The sequence below is a fragment of the Gordonia alkanivorans NBRC 16433 genome, from assembly GCF_000225505.1.
Classification (GTDB): Bacteria; Actinomycetota; Actinomycetes; order Mycobacteriales; family Mycobacteriaceae; genus Gordonia; species Gordonia alkanivorans.
Genome location: NZ_BACI01000038.1, coordinates 19284 through 44849, shown reverse-complemented (window position 1 = coordinate 44849; position 25566 = coordinate 19284). Strand labels below are relative to the sequence as shown.

At 68.2% G+C, this 25566-nt stretch carries 24 protein-coding genes and 1 tRNA gene; 10 read left to right on the top strand and 15 right to left on the bottom strand.

Annotation, left to right across the window (positions count from 1 at the left end):
* The first annotated feature begins 121 nt into the window (after nucleotides 1-121).
* Both GOALK_RS05675 and GOALK_RS05670 read left to right on the top strand, forming a co-directional pair.
* Nucleotides 122-436, top strand: coding sequence for a hypothetical protein (locus tag GOALK_RS05675; protein WP_006357843.1), 315 nt, complete (start codon nucleotides 122-124; stop codon nucleotides 434-436).
* Between the two features lie 51 nt (nucleotides 437-487).
* Nucleotides 488-1978: a serine/threonine protein kinase gene (locus GOALK_RS05670; protein WP_006357842.1), complete on the top strand. Its 1491-nt coding sequence runs from the start codon at nucleotides 488-490 to the stop codon at nucleotides 1976-1978.
* Nucleotides 1979-2003: 25 nt separating this feature from the next.
* Here the strand turns inward: GOALK_RS05670 and GOALK_RS05665 are convergent, their stop codons facing one another.
* Genes GOALK_RS05665 through GOALK_RS05645 form a run of 5 tightly spaced genes read right to left on the bottom strand, consistent with a single transcriptional unit; the run spans nucleotide 2004 to nucleotide 8400 of the window.
* Entirely contained in the window at nucleotides 2004-2816 is an 813-nt protein-coding gene (locus tag GOALK_RS05665; protein ID WP_006357841.1) for a protein kinase domain-containing protein, read from the bottom strand.
* A gap of 1 nt (nucleotide 2817) precedes the next feature.
* A complete protein-coding gene (locus GOALK_RS05660; protein ID WP_006357840.1) occupies nucleotides 2818-4938 on the bottom strand; it encodes a cation:proton antiporter in 2121 nt (706 codons plus the stop codon).
* A gap of 17 nt (nucleotides 4939-4955) precedes the next feature.
* The gene (locus tag GOALK_RS05655; protein WP_006357839.1) at nucleotides 4956-6359 is read right to left on the bottom strand and encodes an FHA domain-containing protein; all 1404 of its coding nucleotides are present in this window, start codon (nucleotides 6357-6359) and stop codon (nucleotides 4956-4958) included.
* On the bottom strand, nucleotides 6356-6805 hold the full coding sequence (locus GOALK_RS05650; RefSeq protein ID WP_006357838.1) for a hypothetical protein: 450 nt from the start codon (nucleotides 6803-6805) through the stop codon (nucleotides 6356-6358). The genes GOALK_RS05655 and GOALK_RS05650 overlap by 4 nt, the downstream gene beginning before the upstream one ends.
* On the bottom strand, nucleotides 6805-8400 hold the full coding sequence (locus GOALK_RS05645) for an FAD/NAD(P)-binding protein (protein ID WP_006357837.1): 1596 nt from the start codon (nucleotides 8398-8400) through the stop codon (nucleotides 6805-6807). The genes GOALK_RS05650 and GOALK_RS05645 overlap by 1 nt, the downstream gene beginning before the upstream one ends.
* A 427-nt stretch (nucleotides 8401-8827) precedes the next feature.
* Here GOALK_RS05645 and GOALK_RS05640 point away from each other — a divergent pair, with 427 nt between their 5' ends.
* The 5 genes from GOALK_RS05640 (at nucleotide 8828) to GOALK_RS05620 (ending at nucleotide 13822) form a co-directional block, all read left to right on the top strand.
* Nucleotides 8828-9871, top strand: coding sequence for an AurF N-oxygenase family protein (locus GOALK_RS05640; RefSeq protein WP_006357836.1), 1044 nt, complete (start codon nucleotides 8828-8830; stop codon nucleotides 9869-9871).
* A gap of 48 nt (nucleotides 9872-9919) precedes the next feature.
* Nucleotides 9920-11518, top strand: a complete 1599-nt coding sequence (locus GOALK_RS05635) for a 4Fe-4S binding protein (RefSeq protein ID WP_006357835.1) — start codon at nucleotides 9920-9922, stop codon at nucleotides 11516-11518.
* Complete coding sequence (locus tag GOALK_RS05630) at nucleotides 11439-11912, top strand: hypothetical protein (protein WP_006357834.1); 474 nt, start codon at nucleotides 11439-11441, stop codon at nucleotides 11910-11912. The genes GOALK_RS05635 and GOALK_RS05630 overlap by 80 nt, the downstream gene beginning before the upstream one ends.
* Entirely contained in the window at nucleotides 11909-12859 is a 951-nt protein-coding gene (locus tag GOALK_RS05625; RefSeq protein WP_040004028.1) for an EamA family transporter, read from the top strand. Before GOALK_RS05630 ends, GOALK_RS05625 begins: the two co-directional genes overlap by 4 nt.
* A gap of 156 nt (nucleotides 12860-13015) precedes the next feature.
* Nucleotides 13016-13822, top strand: coding sequence for a maleylpyruvate isomerase family mycothiol-dependent enzyme (locus tag GOALK_RS05620; protein ID WP_035750860.1), 807 nt, complete (start codon nucleotides 13016-13018; stop codon nucleotides 13820-13822).
* A gap of 1 nt (nucleotide 13823) precedes the next feature.
* On the opposite strand, the gene GOALK_RS05615 is transcribed toward GOALK_RS05620, so the two are convergent.
* Both GOALK_RS05615 and GOALK_RS05610 read right to left on the bottom strand, forming a co-directional pair.
* Nucleotides 13824-15473 carry a DEAD/DEAH box helicase gene (locus GOALK_RS05615; protein WP_006357831.1) on the bottom strand — a complete coding sequence of 550 codons (1650 nt, stop codon included), beginning with the start codon at nucleotides 15471-15473 and terminating at the stop codon, nucleotides 13824-13826.
* A gap of 310 nt (nucleotides 15474-15783) precedes the next feature.
* Complete coding sequence (locus tag GOALK_RS05610; protein ID WP_006357830.1) at nucleotides 15784-16347, bottom strand: helix-turn-helix domain-containing protein; 564 nt, start codon at nucleotides 16345-16347, stop codon at nucleotides 15784-15786.
* A 57-nt stretch (nucleotides 16348-16404) separates the two neighbouring features.
* Between GOALK_RS05610 and GOALK_RS05605 the strand changes: the two genes are divergently transcribed.
* Together GOALK_RS05605 and GOALK_RS05600 are read left to right on the top strand one after the other, a co-directional pair.
* A complete protein-coding gene (locus tag GOALK_RS05605) occupies nucleotides 16405-17133 on the top strand; it encodes an AzlC family ABC transporter permease (RefSeq protein ID WP_040004027.1) in 729 nt (242 codons plus the stop codon).
* Complete coding sequence (locus tag GOALK_RS05600; protein WP_040004026.1) at nucleotides 17130-17453, top strand: AzlD domain-containing protein; 324 nt, start codon at nucleotides 17130-17132, stop codon at nucleotides 17451-17453. Before GOALK_RS05605 ends, GOALK_RS05600 begins: the two co-directional genes overlap by 4 nt.
* Nucleotides 17454-17540: 87 nt before the next feature.
* On the opposite strand, the gene GOALK_RS05595 is transcribed toward GOALK_RS05600, so the two are convergent.
* The 4 genes from GOALK_RS05595 to GOALK_RS05580 form a co-directional block, all read right to left on the bottom strand.
* A complete protein-coding gene (locus GOALK_RS05595) occupies nucleotides 17541-18812 on the bottom strand; it encodes a family 1 glycosylhydrolase (RefSeq protein WP_006357827.1) in 1272 nt (423 codons plus the stop codon).
* A gap of 59 nt (nucleotides 18813-18871) precedes the next feature.
* Nucleotides 18872-19816 carry an esterase/lipase family protein gene (locus GOALK_RS05590; RefSeq protein WP_040004024.1) on the bottom strand — a complete coding sequence of 315 codons (945 nt, stop codon included), beginning with the start codon at nucleotides 19814-19816 and terminating at the stop codon, nucleotides 18872-18874.
* A gap of 122 nt (nucleotides 19817-19938) precedes the next feature.
* A complete protein-coding gene (locus tag GOALK_RS05585; RefSeq protein WP_006357825.1) occupies nucleotides 19939-20370 on the bottom strand; it encodes a DUF5994 family protein in 432 nt (143 codons plus the stop codon).
* A 207-nt stretch (nucleotides 20371-20577) separates the two neighbouring features.
* A tRNA-Ala gene (locus tag GOALK_RS05580) sits at nucleotides 20578-20653 on the bottom strand.
* A gap of 90 nt (nucleotides 20654-20743) precedes the next feature.
* On the opposite strand from GOALK_RS05580, the gene GOALK_RS05575 reads away from it, so the two are divergent.
* Nucleotides 20744-21493 (top strand): hypothetical protein, encoded by a 750-nt coding sequence (locus GOALK_RS05575; RefSeq protein ID WP_081474319.1) that lies wholly within the window; start codon nucleotides 20744-20746, stop codon nucleotides 21491-21493.
* A 75-nt stretch (nucleotides 21494-21568) separates the two neighbouring features.
* On the opposite strand, the gene sepX is transcribed toward GOALK_RS05575, so the two are convergent.
* The 4 genes from sepX to glp form a co-directional block, all read right to left on the bottom strand.
* Nucleotides 21569-22765, bottom strand: coding sequence for a divisome protein SepX/GlpR (sepX, locus tag GOALK_RS05570; RefSeq protein ID WP_006357823.1), 1197 nt, complete (start codon nucleotides 22763-22765; stop codon nucleotides 21569-21571).
* 126 nt (nucleotides 22766-22891) lie between these two features.
* Entirely contained in the window at nucleotides 22892-23539 is a 648-nt protein-coding gene (locus tag GOALK_RS05565; protein ID WP_006357822.1) for an SIMPL domain-containing protein, read from the bottom strand.
* 13 nt (nucleotides 23540-23552) lie between these two features.
* On the bottom strand, nucleotides 23553-24209 hold the full coding sequence (locus tag GOALK_RS05560; protein WP_040004022.1) for a GNAT family N-acetyltransferase: 657 nt from the start codon (nucleotides 24207-24209) through the stop codon (nucleotides 23553-23555).
* Nucleotides 24210-24247: 38 nt separating this feature from the next.
* The gene (gene glp, locus GOALK_RS05555) at nucleotides 24248-25552 is read right to left on the bottom strand and encodes a molybdotransferase-like divisome protein Glp (protein WP_006357820.1); all 1305 of its coding nucleotides are present in this window, start codon (nucleotides 25550-25552) and stop codon (nucleotides 24248-24250) included.
* Nucleotides 25553-25566: the final 14 nt, after the last annotated feature.

Sequence of the window (25566 nt, the reverse complement as noted above, 5' to 3'; positions counted from 1 at the left end):
TCACGACCCCCTCGTGGAAGCCGAGTCCTCGACCTCCATCCTGCTCCGGAGAACTGCCGGCATCAATGAGCACTAAGTCCTTCCGACCGGCGTGTCGGGGCCGTGTAGCGTGGTGTTCACCATGACCTCCCCGACTCCGCAGAACTCCAACGACTTTCGCGCAATCGTGATCCACGTCGCCATCACCGTCGTGTTGGGACTGGGCCTCCTCCTCATCGGACTCGCCGCGTCGGAGTCGGTGCAGAACGTGCTCGTCATCGCCTCACCCGTGGTGGTGATGATCGGTGCGATCGCGATGCTGGTTCGTGCCTACCGGGTCTGGAAATCCGGTGGACGCTGGCAGATGTGGCAGGGCGGGGCATGGTTCCTGCTGGTGTTCTTCATCGTGATGCTGTTCAATTCGGCACCCGTGCTGTTCGAGTCGAACACCGAATAGCGCCTCCGGCGGCCGGTAGAATTCGAGCTCTCACACCACAGGGAGCCAAGCGTGTCCTTCGACCTCACCCGCGGCGCGTCACCCGCCCACGGCTCGGTCGTTCCCGGATCGGTGGTCGCCGGGCATCGCATCGAGCGGGTGCTCCGTGAGTACGAGGTCGGCACGACCTGTCGCGCGATCCCGGTGCCGCCGGTTCCTCCTCCCGCGGGCCGACCGGAACCCGACCCGGTCGTCCTCACCGTCATCGACCGCGCACGTTCGACGGATGCGCGGTTCCGCAACTGGTTCGCCCACTCCAATGAATTGGTCTCGGGCATCAGGCATCCCGCGATCGCCCGGATCGCCGGGCACGGTCTCACCGACGGCCGGCTGTGGGTCGCCACCGCGCCGATACCCACCACCGACGCCGCGGATCTGATCCGACGCCACGCGAACGGTGTCGACATCGACCTGGCCGTACGGATCGTCGCCGCGGTCGGCGAGGCACTCGACGCCGCCCACCGTCGAAGGCTCGTGCACGGCGGAGTCACCACCGCCGACATCCTGATCACGACCCGCAGAGACCCCGCCGCCGAGATCACCGCATCCGACCTCACCGACCCCGGTGCGGTCACACTCCGCGGCTTCGGCCTGACACCACCCGCGCCCGGGGAGACCACCCCGCACCCGGACTCCGACGTGGCCGCCCTCGGCCGCACGCTCGTCGAACTCCTGACCGGGACCACATCGGTTGCCCGGCACCGGATCTCCGGCGCGGTGTCCCCCGCCTTCCATTCCGTCCTGGCGCGGGCCCTCGATCCCCGGCCCGACCACCGTTATCGAACCTGCGCCGAGTTCGTCCGGGCCGCCGACCTCGCCCTCCACCTCACCCACACCGACGGGGAGCCACCGACCGAGAAGATCGACTCGCCACCGCGCGTCTTCCAACCCGCCGGCAATGCCGACCGGCTGACCGAGCTCGTCGCCGGCCGCCCCGAGGATCGTCGCCTGGATGTCGAGTCACGTCCTGTCCGGCCGCCAACCCGGTCTGCCGCCGCGCGACGACACCGGAATCTCACACCGATCCTGGTGGCGCTCGTCGTGGTCTCGGTCTGTGTGGGCGCCGTGATCGTCCTCGGCGCGCGCAACGCGCCACCACCGTGGCCGGCGTCGGTCGGACCGATCGCCGACGCGTTCCCGCGACTGCTGCCCGACTCCCCCGATCAGCAGGGCTGGCGGGATGCGTCCTGCCAGGCCACGTTCCGCGACGGCCTCGACGCCATCTCCTGCTCCGACGCCGAGCAGGTCACCTACGTCGTCTGGCACACGGCCACCCCCGGCGCACGGAACAGCGTCACCGCACCGCTCAAGGGTTATCCGGGTGACGAGATCCAGTGGCGGGACGGTCCCGCGTCGTCGAGCCGCGACAGCCTCGCCGACGGCTGGGTGGTCACCAACTTCGTCGAGCCGGTGCGCGAGCCGTACACGGTGATCACCACGTGGCCGGGCCATTCCGGCCGGCAGATCCTCGACGCCTGGTGGCGATCCGCACCACTCGGGTGACCGGCGCCCGGTTCGGCAACGATCCTCAACGACCCCGCAGGGCGTCGATCCGTTCGGCCACCTGCAGCGCGGTCGACGGCCGGCTCCCGGCCAGCGCCAGACAGTTGGCGATCAGTGTGCGCTCGTCACGATCGAGCTTCTCCGACAGCGCAGGTGGGGTCGACAGGGCGGCTCGGATCGCCAGCAGCGGCTGGGCGTCGGGCACCTCGCCATACACCCCTTCGTCGGTGAGAGCACGGTGCAGACACGCACCGAGAGACCAGATGTCGGTCGCGCGGGACGGCACGTCACCGGCCAGAAGTGCCGGGTCCATGTACTGCACGGCGCCCGGCTGGGCGAAACTGGTGATCGGCTCCTCGGCCGCGAGCACCCGGGCGAGACCGAGATCGGAGATCTTCCCGCCGGTCTCGGTCACCATGATGCTCGACGGGGTGATGTTGGCGTGGGCGATCCCGGCCTCGTGCAGGGCGTCGACGCCGCGCGCCGCGTCGGCGACCGCGGCCAGGCGTTCGTCCCGGCTGAGGGGACGCGCCGGCGTTCCGAGCGAGCCCATCGGGAAGTACTCCATCGCATACATGAACTGGCCCTGGAGGACCGCGTCGTACAGACCGGCCAGATAGGGCGAGGCGACCGCGGCGAACGCCCGGAGTTCGCGCACGCCGCGACGGTAGGCGTCGTCGCTGCACACCCCGCTGAAGACCTTGACCACCACGCGATCGGCCGCCAGGCCGAGACGTGCAGGAGGCACCGCGAGGTAGAAGGTTCCGTTGCCGCCGACTCCGAGCTTCTGGAGCACGGTGAAATCCGCAAGCTGTTGCGGGATCTCGACAGTGGCCATGTCAGTGCCTCTCTGGTGATGACGTGGTGTGAGTGGTACCGGCGTTCGGCGTGGGATCGGTCGATGCCGTCGCCTCGGCGTACAGCGTGGTCATCCGGTCCCCCAGTGCTTCTTCGCTGGTCTCGGTGTGGTCGACGACGATCACGGGCGTGTCCGGACCACGCCCGTGGGTGGGGTCGTCGGCGGCGGCAACGGTGAAGGCGGCGTCCTCGCCGCGGTGACGCTTCGGCTCGACCAGGGAGACCCGGACACCGCGATCGATCACGGGCCGCAGGTCGGCGAGCCAGCGCCGCCGTGAACCGGTGGACACGATCGTGAGGGACCTCGACCCGAACAACGCCAGACCGGCTCCCACCACGGCGGCGGTCCGACCGCTGCGGCTGTCGGCGACCACGCAGGTGATGACGCTGCGGCTGGGTGCCGCACCGGCCGCGGCGTTCTCGTCGACGATCGCCACCGGCGCAGCGCGCAACATCTCGCCGAGTTCGCGGTCGGCGGCGTCGATGACGATCACGTCGGCGTTGGCGTTGCGGGTCATCGCGTCGAGGTCGCTGGCCGGGTCGGAGCCGAAGCGGCACAGGACCGACACCGATCCGGCTCCGCTCAGCGAGGCACCGAGCAGGTTCAGCTTCTCCACGGCCGAGGCCATGGCCGCGAAGTCGGGCACCACCGGCACGCCGACCTCGAGGCGTTTGGCCGGGTTGTCCGTCGTGGTGAGCAGGCCGGCCAGCACGACGTCGTAACCCGTTGTGCAGTCGAACAATCGACGGTGTCGAGCGCGCAGGTCCTCGACCGTGCCATCGGGGTCGCGCAACACCACCAGCACCCGCGGGGCGGTCGCCGCGGCCAGCGCCCGACGTTCGGCCGCGGCGATGTCGTTGGCCACCACCGTGTCCGGGTAGACGAGCCGCAGCAGTGGTTCGGTCAGCACCGTCGTCACCAGCGCCATCACCACGAGCATCGCGAAGAGGTCGTCACTGAGGACACCGAGATCGCGTCCGGCCGAGAGGATCACCAGCTCGGTGAGTCCGCGGGTGTTCATGAGAACGGCGATGGCCGCGCTCTGCCGTGTGGGGATCGCCGAGACCCGGGCGCCCGCATAGGCGCCGAGGAACTTGCCGGCGATCGCGACGACGAGCACCAGGCCCAGCTGCCACAGCCCCGACAGTCCGATCCCGGCGAGATCGACGCTCAGGCCGGTGACGACGAAGAACATCGGCAGCAACAGCAGCACGCTGACCTGTTCGAGCCGTTCCAGGATCTCGCGATGCAGCTGCTCGGCACCGACCTTCGGCATCACCGCGCCGAACATGAAGGCACCGAAGATCTGGTGGATGCCGATGACGTCGGTCGCCGCCGAGGACAGGAACACGCCGATGAGGATGACCGCCAGGATGTCCGGGGTCAGGCGTCCCGCCGAGTCGCGCCACTCGACCAGCTTGGCCAGCAGCGGGCGCACGATCCCGAACATGATCGCGGCGTACACCAGGGTCATCCCGACGATCTTGGCCACTTCCAGCGGACTGCCGCCCTCGATGATCGCGATGATGAACGCGAGCAGGGTCCAGGCGAGGATGTCGTCGACCGCGGCGGCGGCCAGGCTGAACACCCCGGGGACGGTCCGCATCATCCCGCGGTCGGCGAGGATGCGGGCCAGCACGGGAAACGCGGTGATCGACATCGCGACGCCCATGAACAGGACCATGCCGAGCCGTTCGATCTCGACTCCCCCGACGGTGTCATGCGACGGGTACAGCAGAAGTCCCAGTGCGGCACCGAGTCCGAACGGCAGCACGATCGAGCACGCCGAGATGCTCGCCGCCGCACGCTCACGCCCGCGGGTCAGTCGCATGTCGAGTTCGAGTCCGACGATGAACATGAAGAGCACGAGCCCGATCTGGGCGAGTCCGCCGAGGAGTGGCCGCACCTCTTCGGGGAACAGCCACTGGTCGGGGTTTCCCGGGAGGAGCCCCAGAAGACTCGGCCCAAGGGCGATCCCGGCCGCGATCTCGCCGACGACGGCCGGCTGCCGCACCGCGCGCGCGATCATCCCGCCGATGCGGGCGACCGCGATGATGACCGCGACATCCAGGAGGAGGAACGCGACCGTGTGCTTGTCCATCTCAGATCCCGGCTGTCTCAGATGCGCGCATGATGCGACTCGAAGATGAAGTGGCGTCCTCCGATTCGTACGTGCGACCCCGGGACCAGGACATGCGGACGGTGCGGGAGCAGGCGCACCTCCCGGTTACCGCTGCTCGGGTCGGCGACGAACGTGCCGTTCGCCGAGCCGAGGTCGACGAGCTGAACGGTCCACTCGACCAAGCGGATCTCGACGTGGCGACGCGAGAGCTGTCCCGTCTCGTCCTGCACGCGAATCGGTTTCGGGGAACCTACCCGTCCTCCGCCGGAGGATCCGGGTTCACGACCGATGACCAGGTCCTCGTCGAGCAGGAAGGTGAAACCGTTGTCGAGCAACAGCCAACCCAGCGGCGGGCGCTCCCCCTCGACCAGGAATGTCGTCAGCTGATCCATCCGGATGCCGCAGACACCGCACAACCAGGATTGCGGGTGGTTGAGATGTCCGCGCGAGCATCGGATGCCGTGCACCTTCGCCCGCGACGCCTCGATCTTCACGACCTCGGTCGCGGGACGCTGATGTTCTTCCTTCGGCAGCGGGGCGCGCGGTTCGAGGGGTTCGGCGAGCGGGTTCGGTCGAGCAGCGGGTGCGACCGGCATCGGGTCCGTCGGGAGCGGCTCACCCGGCTCCGGCTGTTCTACCGGCGTCCCACCGAGGGGGGTCGACGTGAACGGCAGGGGTTCGGCGACGTCCGGTCGCATCCGCTCGGTCGTACCCATCGGGTCGGGTTCGGGAACAGCCGGTTCAGACGGGGCCGGCGCAGGCGGGGTGGGCGGCGCGGACCGAGACGGGAAGTCGGCGAACGAGTCAGATGCCGGCTCGGGCTCCGGCTCGGGCTCGGGCTCGGGCCCGGGTTCCGGCGCCGCGGTCTGCGTAGCCGCGGGCAGCGGGTGGAATTCGGTGCCGCGCAATCCGAGCGGCGTGTGCAGCAACGTCCCGGAGGCGGGCACGACACCGTCGACGAGGTCGAACCGTTCCTCCCCGACCTCGGCCGGGACGGAGCCCTCGAGGTACAGGCCGAGCCCCTCGAAGGGCCACGGGATCGCCTTGTCGTAGGCGTCGCCGGGTGGCGGTTCGATCCGTTTGCCGTCGGTCTCGCCGTAGACCCTCCCCGACATGAAGATCGCGATCCCCACGTTGTCCGGCGCGGCGAAGGCGATGTCGATCTGCTCATCGGCCGTTAGCACGAGCTGCGCCAGTGCGCGGACGAGATGGCGGCCGCGCCGGGGTGCCGAATCCGGTACGGACACTGCGGATTCGATGTCGAGCAGGTCCGTGATGAACGCGGCGGGCACCGTGTCGGAGATCAGGCAGAGGAACGCCGGCTTGCGGATCACGATCCCGGCGCCGGGGATCAGCGTCACCGTCGGGGTCACGCTCGGGATGTCACCCGGAATGGTCACAGGAACCGGCCTCCTCGGAATCGCCAGTGCGGGAAGACCGCTCGCAACGGGCCGTTGACCGCGACCCACACCAGCAGCCAGGTGGTGAGGAACTGGACCGTGAACACGAACGGCGACGGCCGCAGTTCCTCCGGCAGCAGACCCGTCCCGTCCACGACGAGCCACACCACGACGCCCTCGTTGATCGCGGTGAGCAGACCGAACAGGGTGGGCCAGTCCTTCTCCCAGCGGAACTGCTGCAGGAAGTGGTAGACGAACTCCCAGGCGACGCCGAGCACGATGACGGTGAACAACACCGTGAACGCGACGCGGTAGACCTCGACGACGGTGGGGTCACCCGACGAGATCAACCACAGGAACGGCACCAGGACGATGGTCCACGCCCCACCGAGGATGCCGAGCACCAGCACGCGGGTCTGGATCCGCCCCCACAGGGTGGGCAGCATCAGTCGACTCCCTTGTTGTTCATCCACCGCCACCACTGGGCGGTCGAGCGCCACGGTGTGAGTCGTTTGCAGAAACCCTGCCGCGCGAGGTCGTCGACGATCTCGAGAGCGGCGATCTGCAGACCGAGGAAGGTGTCGACACCCGGGAAGTACCCGCCGAGCGTCGCGCTGCCCGATGCGTACAGCTTCCCGTCGCCGTTGCGGGTGCCCTTCAGCTCGAAGTCGCGTTCGACGTCCATCCGGCCGACCGGGTTGATCCCCGCCCCGGTGTGGTCGAGAAGGTCGCGCAGCAAGCGGTGTTCGCGCACGTCGGCCTCGAGTCCGGTGCAGTCGATGACGTAGTCGGCGTACAGCTCGAAGGTGCCGTCCGGCCGGTGCTCCTGCCTGATGGGGGCGTGCGGGTCGACGCGAACCGTCGTCACCACCCCCTGGCCGCCCGGCCCGGGTACCAGGCGCTCGGCCTTGCCGACCGCGGCGCGGTACCACCCTTCGCGGCGGCCGCGCGCGAGCTGTTCCTGCCAGTCGTCGCGGACCGGGGTGTTGGTACCGCCCATCTGTTTGTACGCCTCGGCACGGTCGTGGCCCTCGAGTTTGCGGATGCGCGCTTTGAGCTGACCGCCCCACACCGATTTCGGGTAGTTGAATCCCTGGTAGGCCCAGCCGTCTTTGCCCTTGCGCCGCATGAAGATGTGCGGGCCGTGCGGTTTGTCGTAGTACGTGCGGAACAGGTGCACGATCTGCGTCTGCAGGCCGAGCGCGTCGCGGTCGTCGATGAGGCGTTGCAGCACACGGGATGCGACGATCCCGGCGCCGCGGATCAGGACGGTGCCCGGCTTGCGCTGCAGCGACTGGTAGACGTGTTCGTGGGATTCGTAGGCGTTGACGACCTTGCTGGCATCGCGATAGGTCTCGCGGAAAGCCTGCAGGTCCGGCAGCAGTTTGATCCCCGGATACCCGATGGCCACGTGCACCCAGCGACTGCGGAACGCCACCCGTTTGGTCGGCGAACTCCCCTGTGGCGGTGTGAGGATCGTGAAGTAACCGCCGCCCGCGCGGCGTCGGATCATGCGCACCTGCCCGCGGCGCAGGCAGTTCAGGTAGCCGATGCGGTGGCACTCCTTCTCCATCGACTCGAACGCCTGCCCCGCCTTCGGGGTGTAGTAGTTCGCGAAGATGGGTTCCACCAGGACGTTCCAGAGCGGTTTGAACTTCCTGTCGGCCCACGCCTCACGGACCGCATAGGACGGAAACCCCCAGATGTTGTCCGGTGTCGACGCCGAGTCCGACCGGAGCCGTTCGCCGCGCGGGATCTGCGACACCCGGGTCAGGTACTCGTAGCTGTGCCACGGCACGTCCTGCGGACCGAGGACCGCGATCTGCTCGAGCGGGACACCACAGATCCGCAGATAGTCGACGGTCACGAAGGAACCGATCCCCGAGCCGACGGTGACGAACGGGACGTCGACGATCGGGATGCCCGCCGCCTCCACCATCGCCTCGGTCCAGACGTCGGTGTCGACGAGTTCCGGGGTGAGATCACCGAGGCCGCCGGGGACGGGCCGCGCGGCGCGCCGGGGCGGGACCGTTCCCGGCATCCGGGGCGGATCGGGTACGCGGGGGCCCGGCGGGAACTGACCCGGGGCGGGGAATCGCGTCGGTCCCTGCGGGGGTCGGCTCACCGGCGTCCCCGGACGGATGCGCGCGCACCGGGACCCGGTTTGCTCGGCGCGTACGGGACACGACGGGACATCGCTGGTTCCTCCGATGAGGTCGGGTGGCACGGGATCGTGCGGTAACTCTAGCGCGCGAAGCGGTCCGGAACGGTGTGAAACCAACCGATCGAATTACGGCCGTCTCGGCTGGTCAGCGGGTGAACCGGACATGGTCCGGCGCGCCCCGCGAACCCGCCCCGACCACGGAACGTGACATTGAGTGTTGACAAATAGCGGAGCGTCGAAATACGTTCGGATCATCCGCTGTGGCCGCCCTCACGCGGCCCGGCCCACCTCGAAGGACGCGACGATGACCAAAGCATTGACGAATCCGAACTCCGTTCACACCGCCGGCGACGGCCCGGCACGCTACGTTCCCGAACACGACAAAACGGGCAGCGAGCAGGACTACGGACAGGTGCTCGACGACCTGTCCTCGGCCTCGGTCCACCGGAATTTCGATCCCTACGTGGACATCGACTGGGACGCGCCGCACATGGCGATCACGGAGAACGATCCGCGCTGGATACTCTCCTACGAGGTCGACCCGATCGGGCGACATCCCTGGTACCAGCAACTCCCGGAGAGCAAGCAGATCGAGATCGGCATGTGGCGTCAGGCCAACGTCGCCAAGGTCGGCCTGCAGTTCGAGTCCGTGCTCATCCGCGGCCTGATGCAGTACAGCTTCAAGCTCCCCAACGGCGCACGCGAATTCCGGTACACCACGCACGAATCCAAGGAGGAGTGCAACCACACCCTGATGTTCCAGGAGTTCGTGAACCGCGTGGGCATGGACGTTCCCGGCGCGAAGGTCGGGTACCGACTGATCTCGCCGTTCGTCCCACTGGTCTCGACGGTCTTCCCGATCGTGTTCTTCTTCGGCGTACTCGGCGGCGAAGAGCCGATCGACCACATCCAGAAGGACTTCCTGCGGACCCGCGCCCGCCTGCACCCGACGATGGCCGCGGTGATGCAGCTGCACGTCGCCGAGGAAGCACGGCACATCTCGTTCGCCCACCACTTCATCCGCGAACAGGTCCCACAGCGCAACCGCTTCCAGCGTTTCCTGCTGTCGCTCATGCTGCCGCTGACCATGCGCACCCTGTGCAGCGCGATCGTGGTTCCGCCGCGTTCCTTCGCCAAGGAATTCGACGTCCCGCGCGAGGTCATGAAGGACATCTTCTGGCGATCCGAGGAGTCGAAGCGCTTCCTGCGCAACGTCTTCGGCGACGTCCGTATGCTCGCCGACCAGAGCGGGCTGATGAACCCGGTGTCGCGCCTGCTGTGGCGCGTGCTCGGGATCAGCGGCCGCCCTTCGCGTTTCCGTAGCGAGCCGACCTACACGGCCGCCTGACCCGCCGGCGGAGATCCGCCCCTCACACACAGGTAGCGAACCGACCTCATGCCTCACGTCGTCACTCAGGCGTGCTGCGGCGACGCGTCGTGCGTCTACGCATGCCCCGTCAACTGCATCCACCCCACCCCGGAAGAGCCGGATTTCGGCATCGCCGAGATGCTCTACATCGACCCGGCGACCTGCGTCGACTGTGGTGCGTGCGTCAGCGCCTGCCCCGTCGGCGCCATCGTTCCCGGTCACCGCCTGCCCGCGGGGCAGGAGCGATTCGCCGAGGTCAACGCCTCGCAGTACCGCGAAACCGTCGACGGTGCAGCACGTTTCCCCGTCGATCCCGCACGCCGGCTCCCGCTCGCCCCGATCGACCGGCCGCGTCAGCTGGCAGTCGAGGAGAAGGTGTCGATCGGCATCGTCGGATCGGGCCCGTCGGCGATGTACGCCGCGGACGAACTGCTGCGGCATCCCCAGGTCTCGGTGACGATGTACGAGCGTCTCGACCGGCCCTTCGGCCTCGCGCGCTTCGGCGTCGCCCCGGACCATCTGCACACCCGCAAGGTGATGCGCCTGTTCGACGACATCGCACGCAACCCGAACCTGGAGATCCTCCTCGACACCGAGGTGGGTCGCGACATCACGCTCGACGACCTGCGGTCCCGCCACCAGGGCGTCATCTGGGCCGGCGGCGCCCCCACCGACAAGACACTGGACCTGCCGGGGATCGGCCAGGCAGGAGTCACCAGCGCCACGTCTTTCGTCGGCTGGTACAACGGCCATCCGGATTTCACCGACCTCGACGTCGACCTGTCCACCGACCGCGTGGTGGTCGTCGGCAACGGCAACGTCGCTCTCGACGTCGCACGCATCCTCGTCGCCGACCCGGCTGCACTCGTCGACACGTCCATCTCGCCGGCCGCGCTGGCCGCCCTGAAGGAGTCGTCGGTGCGCGAGGTGGTCGTGCTGGGACGACGCGGACCCGCCCATGCCGCGTTCACACTGCCCGAACTGATCGGCCTGGTGGATTCGGGCGTGGCGGTGACCGTCGATCCCGCCGATCTCCGATCCGCCCAGGTGGACGGCGAACTCGACGCCACCATTCGCGCCAAGCTCGACATCCTCGCCGAATGCGCCGCCGCCGGCGAACCCGAGGGTCGTCGTATCCGGTTGGCGTTCTTCTGTTCTCCGCTCGAAGTGTCCGGCGAGGACGGACGCGCGACCGGCGTCGTCGTGGGCCGAAACCGGCTGACGGTCGACGATGCGGGTGTCGTCACCGGAATCGAACCCACCGGTGAGATCACCACCCTCGACGCCGGCCTCGTGCTGACCTCGGTCGGTTACCGCGGCGTCGCCGTGCCGGGTTTGCCCTTCGACGACGCCACAGGTGTCATCCCGCACCGCGCCGGCCGGGTGATGGACGGCGAGCAGCCGGTGCCCGGCGTGTACGTGACCGGCTGGATCAAGCGCGGACCGTCCGGCTTCATCGGGACCAACAAGACCGACTCCGCGGAAACCGTGGCGTCGTTGCTCGCCGATCTCGAAACCGGTGCGCTCTCGGATAGATTGATCGACCATGGGGCACGCGTACCAGCGCACCACCGTGCGCGCCGATTTGTCCGCTCTTCCGGCCGACCTCGCGGCGGCGTTGCGTGATCATGCCGAGTCGCGCCAACTGACCATCACCGACGATCTGCCCGCCTGGAGCACCCGGAGCATCAACCCACCTGCCTCGTCCACGATCGGCAGACTGCTCGGCCGGCGCGCGAACCCCGTCGACCCCGACTCGGAGAACCAGACGCTCGTTGTCCTGCATCCGACGCACCTGCTGATCGTCAACTCCGGGGCGAAGCGCGGGATCTCGGCACTGTCGGTACCGCTGGGGATCGCCTCGATCGGGACGCCGGAATCCCCGGACGGGTTCGCGGTGACCGGCTTCGCCGGCGAGAGCGGTCGTCCGGGCAGCTACTACCTGGGCGTCGGCGAACCGCAGGGCGAGGAATGCCGGGAAGCGGTGCGTGCGGCGATCGTGGCCGCGAAGAACCCGTGAGCAGCCCTGTTCAGACCCGTGGCCGCTCCCGGCCGTCCATCGGAATCGCATTGGCGCTGTTCTCGTCGGCGTGCTTCGCCATCTCCGGGGTCCTGGCGCGGGCGATGATCGAATCCGGGTGGTCGGCGGGAGCGACCGTGACCGTGCGCATCGCGGTGGGCGCCGCCGTGCTGGCGATTCCCGGGTTGGTGGCCTTCCGTGACCGGCAGCCACTCTTGCCGCCGCCACCGCACCCCGGCCACCGATCCGGGTGGGTCGTGATCGCCTACGGACTGCTCGCCGTCGCGGGGTGCCAGCTGGCCTACTTCTATGCCGTGACCTACCTGCAGGTCGGGGTGGCGCTGCTGATCGAGTACACCGCACCGGTCGCGGTGCTGGTGTGGATGTGGTTGCGGCACGCTCAGCGACCCACCCGCGTCACCGTGTTCGGCGCCGCTCTCGCGCTCGCCGGCCTCGCCCTGGTCCTCGACCTGACCGGGGAGGTCTCGATCAGCGTGGTGGGCGTCCTGTGGGCTCTGGCCGCCATGGTGGGCGCCGCCGCCTACTTCGTGATCTCCGCCGACGAACGAACCGGCCTGCCGCCTCTCGCACTCGCGGCCGGCGGCCTCGTGATCGGTGCGATCACGCTCGCCACGGCCGGGCTCGTCGGAGCGCTGCCGATGACGGCGTCGACCTCGGCGGTCCGCATCGGCGACCTCTCGCTGCCCTGGTGGGCTCCCCTGCTGATGCTGGGTGTCGTGTCGGCCGCGATGGCGTACGCCTTCGGGATCGCGGCCGGCCGGATACTCGGCGCCCGGGTGATGTCGTTCGTCGCCCTGTCCGAGGTGTTGTTCGCGGTGCTGTTCGCCTGGCTCGCCCTCGACGAACTCCCGGCACCGATCCAGCTGCTCGGCGGTCTGCTGATCGTCGCCGGTGTCGTGTTCGTCCGATTGGGCGAGGCACCCTGAACCCGGACTCCAGACCTTGGATCACCGCGGCTCGATATCGGATGACGTTGTGCGCGTTCCGCATAGGCGCCGTGAACCGACCCCGTTCCGAAGGATGTGTCGCACGTCGCATCACGCACGAGTAGTCTTGCGGCCCATGTGGGGGAGGAACCACGCGTGACGGGGATGTTCTCGAGGTTTGACTACACCGACGCCGCGCTGACCACCGGGGAACGCTTTCTGGAACTCGTCGAGGGGGTCGACGAGCCGGAGACGCGTGTGCCGCACACACCGGGCTGGACGCTGGTCGACTGTCTGGGGCACGTCGCCCTGGCACCGACGCGATTTCTGGCGCTCGCGCGCGGTGAGGGGGAATGGTGTCGTCAGGCGATCGACGTCCCGGACTTCAACGCGAAACAGATCGCGAATCTGCCGACCCGTGAGGTCTCGGCTCTCGCCCGCCAGCTGAGAGAAGACCTCGACACGCTGGTCGACGCCGTCTCGCACTTCAACGCGCAGGTCCCGAAGATGCGATTCGACGGTGACCGGCACATCCGGGCCGACGCCGCGCTGGGCATCCTCATCGGCGAGTTCGTGGTGCACGGCTACGACGTCGCGCGTGCGGTGGGTGCCCGCTGGTGGGTCGAGCCCGAGGTGGTGCTGATGATCATCCGCGGACGACAGCAGATACTGCCCAGCTGGGTGGACACGACGGCGGCGGTCGGACACCAGGCCACCTACGACATCCGGCTGCGGGGATGTTCGGAACGCTATGTCTACGAGTTCACCGACGGTGAACTGATCATCAACCCCGACCAGCCCCGACGCCCCGACGTCCACATCAGCGTCGACCCGACTGCCGCACTGCTGACCGGCTACGGCCGAATCTCACCCACCTGGGCCGCGCTGACCGGCCGGGCCTTCGCATGGGGAAGCAAGCCGTGGCTTGCGCCACGGCTTGCTCAAAAGTTCTTACCCGCCTGACTCAGCGGCTGGTCGGCGAACCGGCCGGACGGCTGGAGGAACGACGTCCGCCCTGTGCACGTCCACCGGCACGATGCTGGTCACCGGTGCGGGGCTGACCCGCCGAGCGACCCTGCCCTGCCGAGCGCGACTGTCCTGCCGAACGGGACTGACCGGCCGAGCGAGCGTCGGTGGAACGCTGTCCACCCGAGCGGTGCGACGATCCGGTGCCACCGGTACGCGACTCGCCGCCCTGACCGCGTGCGCCGCCACGGCTCTCACCGCGACCAGCACCATTGCCACGGCCTTCGCCGCGAGCGCGTCCCGGGCGTCCGCCACCACGGCGACCACCCTGGGAACGACCACCCTGCGAACCACCGCGCTGGCCGCCACGAGCGGCTTCGGCAGCCGCACGCTCGGCAGCGGAGACGCGGGGTGCACGCTCGCCGACGAGCTCGTCGACGGCGCCGGCCTTGGCGTCGACCTGCTTCGGGGTGACCTTGATCTTGGCCTTGCGCAGCAGCTGCGAGACCTCACGACGCTGCTCCGGCAGGCACACGGTGACGACGTCACCGGAGCTGCCCGCACGCGCGGTGCGGCCCGAGCGGTGCAGGTATGCCTTGTGCTCGGCGGGCGGATCCACGTGGACGACCAGCTCGATGCCGTCGACGTGCACACCGCGGGCGGCGACGTCGGTGGCCACCAGCACGCGGACGTCTCCCTCACCGAAGGCGGCGAGGTTGCGGTCGCGCTGGGCCTGGCTGAGGTTGCCGTGCAGATCGACTGCGGGGATGCCCTGCTCGCTCAGCTTCTTGGCGAGCTTCTTGGCCTGATGCTTGGTGCGCATGAACAGGATTCGACGACCGGCGCCGGACGCGAGTTCGGCGACGAGGTCGGCCTTGCCCGCGGACGACACCTCGAAGACGTGGTGGGTCATGGCGGCGACCGGCGACTCGGCGGAGTCGACCGAGTGCAGGACCGGATTGTCGAGGAAGCGCTTGGCCAGCTTGTCGACGCCGTTGTCCAGGGTTGCCGAGAACAGCATCCGCTGGCCCTCCGCCGGGGTGGCGGCGAGGAGCTTGGTGACGACCGGGAGGAAGCCGAGGTCGGCCATGTGGTCGGCCTCGTCGATGACGGTGATCTCCACCTCGTCGAGCTTCACGATGCCCTGGCGCATCAGGTCTTCGAGGCGTCCCGGGCAGGCGACGACGATGTCGACGCCGCGGCGGAAGGCCTGTTCCTGACGGGCCTGCTTGACGCCACCGAAGACGGTGGTGACGGTGAGGCCGACCGCAGCGGCGAGCGGCTCGACGACGGCGGCGATCTGGGTGGCCAGTTCGCGGGTCGGAGCCAGGATGAGGCCGGTCGGTGCACCGACGTAACGCTTGACCTCCATCTCGGCCAGTCCGGCGACCAGCGGGATGGAGAAGGCGAGGGTCTTGCCCGAGCCGGTCTTGCCGCGGCCGAGGACGTCCTTGCCGTCGAGGGTGTCGGGCAGGGTGTCGGCCTGGATCGGGAAGGCGTCGGCCTTGCCCTGCGATGCCAGGACCTCGACCAGTTTGCTTGGCACGCCGAGGGATTCGAAGGAAACCTGGGGGGCGGTGGTGTCGGCGGGAATGGTCTCGACGATCTGGGTTGCAGTTGCCGAGGGGGTCTCGAGGACAGCAGTCATTATGTGAGCGGAGCTCTTCCTGTGCGTGGCACGCGAGCAGGACGGCAGATCACTGCCGAAGGTCGGTGCCGATGGCGAACACGCGGGTACGCGGGCTCGTTCGCCGTATGAAGTCAATGGCAGGCGGTGGACATCTCGAGTGTCCGACCTCGGCGACCACGTTCAGTGGGCCCCGACCTGCGAGAGAAGCGTTCTACGACGCGTTGATGCAACCAATCAGGGTGCAACACTGCGATCGACACTACGCGCCGGTAACGAAAGAAGCGAACCGGTGTGACCGACGTCGCGGTCACCCGCCCCCACAGACCGGTCAGAACGCCTCACTCAACATGACCGCGACTGTGCCGGGTTCCAGGGCGTCGAAGACATGCTCGACATCGCCGGGGTAACAGATGTAGTCACCGGGACCGAGGACCTCGGCGGCATCGCTGGGCCCGAGGCGGGCGCGACCTGCACTGATGACGACATGTTCGAGGACTCCGCGGGCATGCGGCGCGGACACCCGCGGCTTACCCGGTTCCGCCCGGATGACGTACATGTCGCGTCGAGAACCGGGCGCGGCAGTCGACAGAAGCGTGGCCGAGTAGTCGGCATCGGCGGCCGGGATGACCGGCCCCTCTCCGAAGCGGATCACCTCGACGGTCGGCGCCGGCGAGTCCAGCAGCGCCGAGAACTGCACGCCCAGGGCGGTGGAGAGTGCCCACAACGTCTCTACGCTGGGGTTTCCTTCTCCGGATTCAAGCTGGGACAGCGTCGACTTACCGATTCCTGCACGTCGCGCCAGCTCCGTGAGGGAAAGGCCCGCACGGGTGCGTTCGCGCTTCAGCGACGCGGCGACCAGCTCTTTCGGATTCACCTGCCCGGCATTGTTCATCTAACCGTCCGATCGTCCATCTTGACGAACACTTGTCTCGTGTTCACTATGATAGTCATGCGTTCGGCATGGAGAACACTCGATTCGGCGACTCTGCGCGCCGTGGTCGTGATGTGCCTGTCGGTGCTCGTGATCGGCGCGTCGTACGGCGTTGCCGCGCACAGCGCCGGGCTCGCACTGTGGCAGATCGTGCTCGTCGCGACCGTCGTACTCGCCGGGTCGTCGGAATTCGTGTTCGTCGGCGTACTCGCCGCCGGTGGCGTCCCTGTCGTTGCAGCCCTCGCCGGACTTCTGGTCAACACAAGGAACTTCGGATACGGCCTCGCGGTGGGTAAGCACCTGCGCGGACTGCCGGAAATGGTTCTCGGGGCGCATCTCATCAACGACGAGACGGCGGCGATGACCACCGCGGAATCCGAGCCGCGTCGCGCCCGGGCCGCATTCCTGCTGTGCGGATCGGGAATTCTCGTCTGCTGGCCCGTCGGCGCCGGACTGGGCGCTCTACTCGGAAGCAGCGTCGCCCGCCCCGAGACGCTGGGGCTCGACGCCGCGTTCCCCGCCCTGCTTGCCGCACTTGCCGTTCCGGCGCTGCGCACGCGCACCACCTGGGCCGCGGTCGCCGTCGGCGGTGCCGTCGCGATCGCCTCGACACCGTTCCTGCCCGCCGGACTGCCGATCCTTTGTGCGCTGGCCGGATTCGCCGCCGTCGAAGCCGTCCGGAGTCTGCTACCGCGCCCGGCCCCTACCCCGCCCCGAACTCTCGTCGGCAGCGACGCGCCCCGATGACCTCCGGACTGTCCCTCGGCATCGGAATCGCGGTTCTCGCCGTCGGCACCTACCTGATCCGACTGGCCGGACCACTCCTCCGCAACCGTCTCACCGTGTCGGCGAACACGGAGGAGCTGATGGACCGGGCCACCGTGGTGTTGCTGGTTGCGGTGGCGCTGACCGGCGCCTTCTTCGTCGACCACGACTTCGCCGGATGGGCACGGCCGGCTGGTGTTGCCGTTGGCATCCTCGCGGCCGTCCTGCGCGCCCCGCTCGCGGTCGTGGTGATCCTCGCCGCGGCGACCGCCGCCGGTCTACGCGCGGTCGGAATCGCCTGACCGACAGATACACTCACCCTTTTTCCGTATTCCCGCCCTCCATCGGGGTGGTGGGAATACGGAAAAGCGGAGGGTTTGCGGGAGTACTTAACGCACAACCGCCGGCTCGGCACAGCTGTCCGGGACATCCACCAGCGAGCACGGGACCGGCAGCCGCGTCGGGCGATACCCGGGCGGGACTCCCCCGGCCCGCGTGATGTCTCGGTACGCGGCGACAGCGTCGGTGGGTCGCCGCGCCAGCGACGGGTCACGTTGCGCGTCAACGGTGTAGAGACCGAAGCGGGAGTCGAAATCGCCCCACTCGTAGTTGTCGGTGAGGCTCCAGTAGTTGTACGACTGCACGTCGATGCCGTCCTGCTTGGCCCGCTGCAGCCAGTACACCGTGTCGCGCAGATGATCTGAGCGACGGTAGCCATCGGGGCGCAGGCCATCAGGATCGGTGGCCAAGCCGTTCTCGATCACCCGGATCGGCTTGCCCGGAAACTGCCGAGCCACGTGCCGGAGTACGTAGTAGATGCTCTCTGGCGCCTGCGAACTCTTCCAGAACTCACCGAGCGCACCGTAGGCCACCGACGCATCGGTGGTCGAGAACGAGTAGTAGTGGTCGACGCCGACGAAGTCCAGGGAGTCGCGCATCCGTTGCGGGAAGATCGATTCCAGCCATGGCTGGAGACCCGCGATCGGGTAGTACGCAAAGTTCGACGACACGTGCGCACCCTTCTGCACGCGATGGATGTGCCGGTAGATGGCTCGATGGGCGGCGACGATCCCGTCGGCCATCCGGCCCACGTGGTGCGGGGCCACGCCGCCGTACTGGGCTTCGCGCCGAACGTATTCGGTCGGTTCGTTGAACGTGATCCACAGCGGGTCGGCCCAGGCATACCGGTCGACGACCCTGGACGCGAACGCCACCATGTCGTCGGTCATCCCGGGCCGGTTCCAGCCACCGAGATCGACCGCCCAGCCGGGATGCACCCAGTGGTTGAGGGTGATCATCGGCCGCATACCGGCGTCGACGACCTCGCGGATCACGCGATCGTAGAACGCCCAGCCCGCCGGATCATCGTGCCCGCGTGCGGGTTCGACACGAGACCATTCCACCGAGGTGCGGTAGATGCCCACCCCCAGCGACGCGGCCCGATCGATGTCCTCGGCGTAGCGATGGAAGAAGTCGACGGCGTTGCCGACAGGCTGATCCACTTTGCTCTGTTTGCCGTATCGCAGCCAGTTCGAATCCCGGTTGAATCCCTCCGACTGGAAACCGGATTGGGCGACGCCGAAGTCGAAGTCAGGACCCAGTGGCGGAACCCCGGCTCGGGCAGGCGAGCTGACGCCGACGAGCAGCAGCACCGCCGCCACCGCGATCACGAGGTGAAGAGCGCGGTGAGGAGCGCGGCGCAGAACTCTGTGCACGACGCTCAGAACGGGCTGCCGGTGAACGGCGCAGCGCGGTCACAGGGCACGCGTCGTGGATGTTCGGGATCGAGCGCGTTCAGCACGAGGTACGCCGTGCGACGCGAGCCCGCCATCCCCGCGTGTTCGGTGTAGTCGACCGAACAACCGTCCTGCACAACGATGTTGCGGACGTTCTTCCCGCCCGGCGGGAGGCCGTACCAGTACGGGACCACCAGTTCGTCGTAGCGGGTGGCGATGTTGGTGTACTCGATGCCCGGCTCGTAGTAGCCGCCGTCGGCGACCTTGCGCAGGAACGCAGCGCCCGGGTCGAGGTCAAAACACGCCTGACACAACGGAACCTGCTCGGGTCGCACGCCGAGGCCGCGGACGAACGGGCCGATGGCATCGGCGGCGGCGACGGTCGTCCCGCGCCACACGGGAGCCAGCGAGACATATTTGTCGACGCTGTCCTTACCGCCGAGATACTTGACGTAGTACGCCGGGACCACGGTCCCCTGCGAGTGACCGATGATGTCGACCTTCGATGCGCCGGTCGTGCGCCGAACCTTGGTGACGAAGTCGCCCAGTTCGCGTGCACTCTCGGACATGAGTCCCATCCCGCCGATCGCACTGATCGGCCACGGGGCGCCCTTGATCGCGCCGTACGTCGGGGTGAAGACGCAGTACCCTTCGTTCTTCAACAGCGGGACGTAGGTTCCCCAGTTCGTCTGCTGTGAGCCCCCTGTCCCGTGCACCAGGATGACCGGGTTGGGGTGGCGTGCCGACGGCTTGCAGTTCCAGTCGTTCGCCCCGGGCAGCGATCCACCCGGGTCGGTGAGTTCTCCGGGGATACCGGAGAGGAAGTTGTAGGTCACAGGTAGGTCGGCCCGCGCGGGCGCGGCGGTGGCGACGAGCACTCCGGCCAACGCCGCCACGACCAGCCCCAACAGCAGCTTCGAGGTCCTCATGGCTGGAAGCTAACAAACCGATTCGCACCAGGTGGTGCGTTTGACGCAGACCGGTCAGGTCGGCTCTCCTCCCGGTGCCGGAGGTCGCGGATGCCGCGAATGGCCTGGCCGAGGCCTCGCGATCACCCGGCGGGAGAAGACAACGACCGCGCGGCCAGCTCCAGAATCCGTTCTGCGCGGCGGAATTCCAGCGAATGCAGCTGACTGTCCGGTGCCACGGTGTTGCTCGCCTGGCGAAGCAGGATCGCAGCCAGCGACGACGCGGTTCGCGGCGGGATGACGAGAAGCGTCACGACGATCCCGCCGGCCGTCAGTGTCATCAGCGGCGGTGTCATGGGTGAATCCGGCGAGTCCAGTCCGGGGATGCGGCGAAAGCTCTGCCAGTTGACGTCGATGCCGGTGACATCGCCGATCTGGGCGCGTGCTGCGGCGAGGACGCCGGGCAACTCGTCGGCGAGCTGGACGGTATACGGATACCAGGCCCCACCGACCGCAGCGGACGGGTCGATGCCGAACCGCACGCGGGGCGGCCCCAGGAGCGGCGGGGCGCTCATCGACGGACCGTCTCGACGGTGGCGATGGTGCGGGGCTCGGAGGTCACATTTCCACCTGACGTGGTCACCAGACGGAGAGTGCGCTGTCTACTGTCTGACACCGGAGACGCCGACAGCAGTCTGTCGGGTGTTCGATCCGGATGACTCAACACTACCCCGGCGGCGCCACGAGGACTGGCCCGGCCTGCCGCCGCAGTCCTCGATCTGTGGTGGAGCTAAGGGGAATCGAACCCCTGACCTACTCGATGCGAACGAGTCGCGCTACCAACTGCGCCATAGCCCCGGAGGGTCGTCGTGCGACCAACCGGGAGCCACTTTAGCAGCCCCACCGCGGTGGATCCCAAACGCCTGGACTCATGGCTAGGCTGGGCCGGTGCCTCGGATGTCTGATCAGCAGTTGACCGGTGTTCTCAGCAACGTCGTGGGGGTGATCAACCCCGTTCTCGACGTGCTCGCCGAACGCGACCCGCTCGGCCTCAAGGGCCACACGTTCCACGACCACGACCACCCCGATTCCCGCATCGAGCAGGCTCAACACGCGGCGGCGAAGCTCCTCGACGTCGCCGACTGGCCCGGCACCAAGGGTTGGAGCGAGCGGTCGATGCAGAAGCGCGCCAGCTGGTGGGTGACCCGCATCGGGACGCTCAACACCGGTGCGGTCGCCTTCCCCGGCGTCTTCGGCATCTGGGCGAAGCGCCTCCCGATCACGCCCTACCTGGGGTTCGCCAACCAGGCGATGGTGCTCGTCGCGATCGCCCGCGAGTACGAGGTGACCGACCGCGGCCGTCAGGTCGCGCTGCTCGCGTCCGTGCTGTGCGGGCGGGACATCTCGACACCCGATCTGTCCTCGGAGTCCGGTGCTCCCCTGCCCACCGAACCCGAGGAACGCAAGAAGTCGCTGTTCCGCGGGATCTGGGACGCCGCGGAGCTGCTGCGGGCCGTCGACGAGGAGTTCGAGAAGCGCCCCCAGCCGATGATCCTGTTCCGCATGCTCGGGTACATCCCGGTGGTCGGCGCGCCGGCGACCTATCTCGGTGAACGGTTCGCCCTCTCCACGGCCGCCAAACGCGGTCAGGCGTGGCTGGATTCGCACGGGAAAGCGTCGCTGACCAAAGGTCGCTGAAACGAGTCAGCAGTAGGTTTCGCTGAGCGAAACCTACTGCTGATCGAGTTTGCTGCTGTTCGGGTCTTCTGCAGGTCAGCCGACCCGGCGGAACTCCAGATCCTCGCGGTCCATGCGACGACGCTGGAACGGCGGCAGGTGTTCGAACACGGGGTCCTCGTCGTCGATCTCGAGAACCACTGCGCCACCGGGGCGTCGGAGGCGCGGAGGCGGCGGTGCGGCGGCGAACTCGGGCACCGCGGCGGCGCGTCGACGACGCTCCTCTTCGGCGCGCTGCGCACGCTTGGCACGGGCGAGTCGCTGAGCCCGGATCTGTTGCTCCACCTTCACGGCCCGACGCAGATACGCGAGGTAGCCGACCAGCATCAGGCCGACGAGACCCGTCGCGACCCAACCGGTGGTCCCGATCAGGAAGCCGGACACCAGCGCCAGGATCAGGAGTGCGAACAGACCCAGCGTGACCCGCTGGCGCTCGCGGTACTTCAGTTCGCGTTCCTTCTCCGAGGAGTAGACGTTGCGTCGACCCCGCTCGGGCTGCGGCTTGCGCGCAGCCGGACGATCGTCTTCCACCTCGTCGACGACCGCTTCCGGCTCGGCCTCGGTGTGCCGGGACGCGCGGGCGTAGTCGTCGTATTCGTCTTCGTCGAGATCGTCGGTCGCGTCCTCGTACTCGTCGGTCTCCGAGTCCTCGTACTCGGCGTCCTCGTACTCGGCGTCTTCGTGCTCGGCGTCTTCGTACTCGGCACCGTCGTCGTACTCGGCGACCTCCGAATCGTCCTCGTACTCAGCTTCTTCGGAGTCCTCGACCTCGAGATCCTCAGCCTCGTCGGTCAGATCGTCGTCGGCTTCGGCGGTTTCGTCGTCCTCGACATCGTCGGTGACATCGTCGGCCTCGTCATCAGCGACGTCCTCGGTATCGTCCGTGGCCTCGACCGTCGGCTTCTCCGCCTCGACGTCCGCGACGCGCTGAACCTTGGTGGTGACGTCGGCGTCCTCGGTTTCGGTCTCGGTGTCGTCCTCGACCTCGTCGACGACGGCGGTCGCGGTCGCGGTGCGAGAGGACTTCCAGGACGGGTCGTGCGGGTGGCGAGCCGACGAGCGGCGTCGCGCGGTCGACGGTGCCGTGGCGCGCGAACCACCGCGGTGGAGCAGTCGCGTCTTCTTCGCGGCCTCGGTCGATTTGAGGATCTGGGGACGACCCTTGATCACCATCGGGACCAGCACGAAGAGCCAGACCGCGACGAGACAAACCCACAGTACGGAGTTGGGCATGCGACTCTCCCTTCATTCACTCTGGTCACACGAGGCCACTCCACAATCTAGGGCCCGAAAGTCCCAGTTCCGCGCCGACGCGCCGTAGCGCGACCAGGTCGATGCGAATTCACATGCCGCTCTCAGTCACTCGGCGCGGAACCGCGCGTCGACCGCGACGTCGATCTCGATGTCGTCGGCCCGCAATTCCAGACTCGGCGCCGAACCCGGAACTGCGGCACTCATCATCCGCCCGCGTGGTGACGGGACGTGGTCGATCATGTCCGGGTCGGACAGCAGGGTCGGGGTCACCGGTCCCCGGCCGACGGCGTCGGAGTAGGCCTGCGCCTTGGCGATTGCGTCCTCGACCGCTTCCCGACGCAGCTCGCGTTCGTGGGCGCGACGGCTGGCCTCGTGGACGTCCCACCGGACGTCGTCGACCGTCACCCCCTCCTCGCCGGACCAGGTGTCGATGAACTCCGAGAGCTTCTCGAAGTCCACGAACTCGGCGTCGAGACGAATGCGGGTGTTGTACATCGGGTCCCGCGGCTCGCCGTCCTGCGAGTAGGGCCGGTACGAGTACACCCGTACCGATTCGGCGGTCCACCGGTTCACCGCACCGGCCGATTCGAGTTCGCCGAGGGCGCCGGTGATCCGGGAGTGCAGCGCCACCGCCGCCTCGTACACCGCGGTCTTCACGGGACCTTCGAGATGGACGGCGATGTCGAGCACGCCGCGTTCCGGGGCGTACCGACCGCGTGCGTTACCGCGAACCACGATTTCGAGATCAGTCATGCCGCGAGCTTAGTTATGAAAAGGACGCCCGACCCGAACGGACCAGCGCCTCGGCCGCGGACCCGACGACCTCCTCGGCCGTCAACGCGAACAACATGTGGTCGCGCCAGCGCTTGTTGACGTCCATATACCGGACCAACAGGCCTTCCTGTCGAAAACCGATGTTCTTCAACACCTTTTGGGACGCCTCGTTGGCCGGCTGCACCGTCGCGTCGAGCCGGTGCAGCCCGACCGGACCGAAGCAGTGGTCCACGCCGAGTGCGACGGCCGCCGTCGCGATGCCCTGGCCGGCGTGCGCGTTGTCGACCCAGTAACCGATCCACGCACTGCGGACGGCTCCGCGCTGGATGTTGCCGACCGTCAGCTGCCCCACGTACTGATCGTCGAGCTCGATCACGAACGGCAGGATGGCGCCGCGCTTGGCCTCCGACTTCAGCACCGCGAACAGGGGCGGCCACGACGCGGGCTGATGGCGGTCCGCCCAGCTCCCGACGCCGGTGGGTTCCCAGGGCAACAGCGAGTTCTGGTTACGGATGCGCAGTTCGCTCCAGTTCTTGCCGTCGCGGACCTTCACCGGGCGCAACGTGACCGTCCCGGCCTTGGTGCGCAGCGGTCCGAGGGTCGCCGGCCAACCCGGGCTGCCCGCACTGCCGCTCAACCACCTGAACACGATGAGTCAGTTTAAGCGCAATCACGCCCCGGATGCGGTCAGCCGCGCTGGGCGAGGAACGCGACCTCGACCTCGTCGCCGGTGCTCATCTCCTCGACCTCGGGGTCGACCATGATGAGACAGTTCGCCTCGGCGAGTTCGGCCAGCAGGTGCGACGAGCCGGTCGGCGACGCGCCGAGCACCTGGACGAGGTAGTCCCCGGTCCGTTCGTCGCGCATGAGCTGTCCGCGGAGGTATCCCTTGCGACCGCGCACCGAGGCGATCGGCCCGATGGTGCGGGCCTTGATGATCCGACGCATCGGCTGCCGCTTGCCGAGTGCGATGCGGATCAGCGGGCGCACCATCACCTCGAAGGTGACCAGCGCGCTCACGGGGTTCGCAGGCAGCAGGAAGGTCGGCACCTCGTCGCGACCGAGCCGGCCGAAACCCTGTACCGATCCGGGGTGCATGGCCACGCGGACGATCTCGAGTTCACCGAGGTCGGCGAGGGCGTCGGCGATGGCCTTCGACGCACTGCCGCCGACCGCGCCGCAGATCACCACGATCTCGGACCGGATGAGCTGCGCCTCGACCACCTCACGCATCCGGGAGGCGTCGCGTTCGGCGATGCCGACCCGGTTGACGTCGGCGCCGGCGTCGCGCGCGGCGGCCGCGAGGGCATAGCTGTTGACGTCGTAGATCTGTCCCGGTCCGGGAGTGCGGTCGATGTCGACGAGTTCGCTGCCGACCGAGATCACCGACAGACGCGGTCGGGGATGCACCATCACGCGCGACTGTCCGACGGCGGCGAGCAGACCCACCTGGGCGGGACCGATGATCGCGCCGGCGCGGACCGCGACATCACCGGGCTGCACGTCGTCGCCGACCCGGCGCACGTAGTTGCCGCTCTCGACGCCGTGACCGATCTTGACCTTCTGATCGCCGCCGTCGGTCCAGCGCAACGGCACGACCGCGTCGGCGAGCGTCGGCATCGGCGCACCGGTCTCGACGCGGACGGCCTGGCGCGGTTGCAGTCGGGTCGGGGTCCGCGACCCCGGGCCCACCTCCCCGACCACCGGCAGCGACACGATCATGGGCTCGCCCGTCTCGAGGTCGACGAGTTCGGCACCGTTCGGATCGAAATCCTCGAGATCCTCGGGCGCCAGAACACCGGCCAGGGCCACGTCGACCGCACGCACCGCGTAACCGTCGATGGCCGCCTGGTCGAAACCCGGCATCGGATGTTCGGTGACCACTTCCTCCGCGCACATCAGACCCTGCGCCTCGGAGATCGCGACACGCACCGGCCGCGGCGCCACCGCGGCGGCGGTCACGAGCGTCAGATGATCTTCGACCGACCGCATCTCACCGCACTTCC